At 65.5% G+C, this 3,061-nt stretch carries 5 protein-coding genes; 4 read left to right on the forward strand and 1 reads right to left on the reverse strand.

What is annotated here, in order from left to right:
- Positions 1-362 (reverse strand): TrmO family methyltransferase domain-containing protein (locus AC4FAH_RS08450; RefSeq protein WP_490245893.1); only part of this gene is annotated, 362 nt, incomplete at its 3' end.
- A gap of 161 nt (positions 363-523) precedes the next feature.
- Between AC4FAH_RS08450 and AC4FAH_RS08455 the strand changes: the two genes are divergently transcribed.
- From AC4FAH_RS08455 to AC4FAH_RS08470, 4 genes are all read left to right on the forward strand, one after another.
- A complete protein-coding gene (locus tag AC4FAH_RS08455; protein WP_215823466.1) occupies positions 524-1,189 on the forward strand; it encodes a methylthioribulose 1-phosphate dehydratase in 666 nt (221 codons plus the stop codon).
- Positions 1,186-1,782, forward strand: a complete 597-nt coding sequence (locus AC4FAH_RS08460) for a 1,2-dihydroxy-3-keto-5-methylthiopentene dioxygenase (protein ID WP_052384566.1) — start codon at positions 1,186-1,188, stop codon at positions 1,780-1,782. Before AC4FAH_RS08455 ends, AC4FAH_RS08460 begins: the two co-directional genes overlap by 4 nt.
- Positions 1,779-2,459 (forward strand): acireductone synthase, encoded by a 681-nt coding sequence (gene mtnC / locus AC4FAH_RS08465; RefSeq protein WP_490245894.1) that lies wholly within the window; start codon positions 1,779-1,781, stop codon positions 2,457-2,459. The genes AC4FAH_RS08460 and mtnC overlap by 4 nt, the downstream gene beginning before the upstream one ends.
- 93 nt (positions 2,460-2,552) lie before the next feature.
- On the forward strand, positions 2,553-3,061 hold a 509-nt coding region (locus tag AC4FAH_RS08470), incomplete at its 3' end, for a GNAT family N-acetyltransferase (RefSeq protein ID WP_490245895.1).

Consider the following 3,061-nt stretch of genomic DNA (forward strand, 5'->3'; position numbering starts at 1 on the left):
TGGATCCACAGATGGCTGAAGCCCTCGATGTCGCGCACGCAGTCCGGGTCATCGAAGGGTGGCAGCAGGTGCAGGATGGCGGTGGCGTGGCGCGCCAGCCCCGGCTGGCGGGGAATGCCGAACTTGTCCGGGTAGCAGCTTTCGATGATGCCCACAGGCTGCATGGCCTGTTGCCCCATCGCCGCGGCCTGCTCACGCAGATGTGGGGGCAGCAGCGGCAGGCGCCTGGCCAGTGCGGCGTCGCTCATCGGGCGCTCGGCCGTGACGGCGGTCGGGTGGGGGCTGGCGGGCTGATCGGAAGAGGACATGGCAAGACCGTGGCTGAGGCTGAAGTGATGATGGCACAGAATGTCGTGTGACATTCCAGGTCGCCATGATGCCATGCCCGTCGTCGCTCGGCATGACTGGTCTCACTGGGTCGGCTTGTGTAGTCTGCCGCGAGAGCAGCGCCGCATGGCGCTGAATCGTGATGCTGGCGACGGGGCGTGAATGCCCCGCGCGACTCTTGAGGGCAATTTTGATCATGTCAGACCCTATCGCCATTGCCGCTGCCGACGGCCTGCCGTCGACACTGGACCTCGACCGCCTAGCACTGGCGAGCCAACAGTTGATCGAGGCCGGTCAGGCGCTGGACGCTGCCGGGCAGGTACCGGCCACCGGTGGCAACTTCTCCTGTCGTCTCAGTGATCGCCTGATGGCGGTCACCGCCTCGGGCTGCCACAAGGGCCGCCTGACCAGTGGCGACATTCTGGTCAGCGATTTTGCCGTCAGGCTGCAGGGCACTTCCCGCAAGGCCTCTGACGAGGCGCGCCTGCATGGTCAGCTCTACGAAGACCTGCCCCACGCGCAGGCGATTCTGCATACCCACTCCAGGGCCGCCACCGTGCTGTCGCTGTGCCATGAGGGCGACACCCTGAGCCTGGAGGGTTTCGAGCTCAACAAGGCGCTGGAAGGCGTCAAGAGTCATGAGACGGCGGTACGTCTGGCCGTCTTCGACAATACTCAGGATATCGATGCGCTGGCGCTGGACGTGCGTGCCCGGCTGGCCGCCGATGCCGGTCTGCACGGCTACCTGATCCGCGGCCATGGCCTCTATACCTGGGCCAGCAGCATGACGGCCTGTCGCCGCCATGTCGAAGCGCTCGATTTCCTGATGGGTTGTGAACTGGAACTGAGGAGACAGCGATGAGCTTTCTGGCCATCTACGCCGAGCAGGACGCCTCGCGTCCGCAGTTGATCACCAATGATGGCGCGCAGATCGCCAGCGAACTCGAGGCCGAAGGTATTCGCTTCGAGCGCTGGACGGCGGGCTGCGAGATGAGTGATCCCACCGACCAGACGCAGGTGCTGGCGGCCTACGCCGACGATGTCGCGCGTCTCAAGTCCGAGAACGGCTTCGTCACCGCCGACGTGATCGGCCTGACGCCGGATCACCCTGACCGCGACGCCCTGCGCGGCAAGTTCCTCGATGAGCACCGCCACGCGGAGCACGAGGTGCGCTTCTTCGTGCGCGGCAGCGGCATCTTCTACCTGCATCTGGGCGAGCGCGTGCTGGCGGTCGGTTGCGAGAAGGATGACCTGATCGCCGTACCGGCCGGCACGCCGCACTGGTTCGACATGGGGCCGACGCCGGACTTCACCGCCATCCGCCTGTTCACCAATCCGGAAGGCTGGATCGCCAACTTCACCGACAATGACATCGCCGCCCGCTTCCCGCGTCATGAAGCGCTGGCCGAGCACTTTACCCAGACCGCAGCCCCGCATTCCCAGGAGTCCGCATGATTCGCGCCATCGTCACCGACATCGAGGGCACGACCGGCTCGATTCGCTTCGTGCATCAGGTGCTGTTCCCCTATGCGCGCGCCAATCTGGGCGATTTCGTGCGTGCCAACGCCGAGCGTGAGGACGTCGCCGAGCAGCTGACCGCCACCCGCGAGCTGGCCGAGGCGCCGAAAGCCGATCTCGAGGCCGTGATCGCCATTCTGGAAGGCTGGATCGACGCTGACCGCAAGGCCACGCCGCTCAAGGCGCTACAGGGCATGGTCTGGGCACAGGGCTACGCGGACGGTGACTTCACCGGCCATGTCTATCCCGATGCCGTGAAGGGATTGCGTAACTGGAAGGAACGCGGACTGTCCTTGTATGTCTACTCTTCAGGCTCCATCCAGGCCCAGAAGCTGCTGTTCGGGCATTCCGATGTCGGCGATCTGACTCCGCTGTTTGCCGGCTACTTCGACACCACCACGGGCCCCAAGCAGGAAGCCGAGAGCTATCGCCGCATCGCCGGTCAGCTGGGCATCCCGGGCGCGGAGATCCTGTTCCTGTCGGATGTCGTCGCCGAGCTGGACGCCGCCGCTGCCGCCGGCTTCCATACCTGGCAGCTGGTGCGGGAGCCGGACATGGTCACGGGAGATCACCCGCGGGCCAGCCGCTTCGATGAGGTGTCCTTCAGCGGCTGAGCAGGACGCTTCAGTGACAGGTGTCAGCCGTGAGCCTGTCAGATTTTCCATGAATACATCGTCCTCGTTCGAGGACACAAGGAGGACGAACGATTGCACAGCCAGACCGATAGCCGTGAAGTGGCCAGGGAGCGTGTTCATATCGTGGCGGCGCAGCCGCAGCATGCCGCGGATCAGGCCGAGGTGTTCTACCAGGCCGTCATGCAGGGCGCTGCCGGTCATTATGATCTGGCGCAGCGCCAGCAGTGGGCCGCGCGTGTCCCGCGCGACGCCGAACGCTGGGCCGCGCGTCAGCATCGCTTCGAGGTGCTGGTCGCGGAGCGTGATGGTCGCTGCATCGGCTTCTGCGAGTACGCCCCCGAATGGCCGCTGGCGCGCATCGAGATGCTTTACGTCTATCCGAGTCTGATGGGGCAGGGCATCGGCAGCCAGTTGCTGGCGGCGGCCGAGCGCGACCTGCGTGAGCGCAAGGTGCGCGTGATGAGTCTGGAGGCCAGCTTGACGCTGTCGCCGGGCCTGGCCCGCCGTGGCTGGCACAGCCTGGGGCTTGAGCACGTCAAGCGCGATGGCATCTGTCTCAAGCGCGAGCGCTTCGAGAAACG

The sequence above is a fragment of the Cobetia sp. genome (assembly GCF_983723665.1).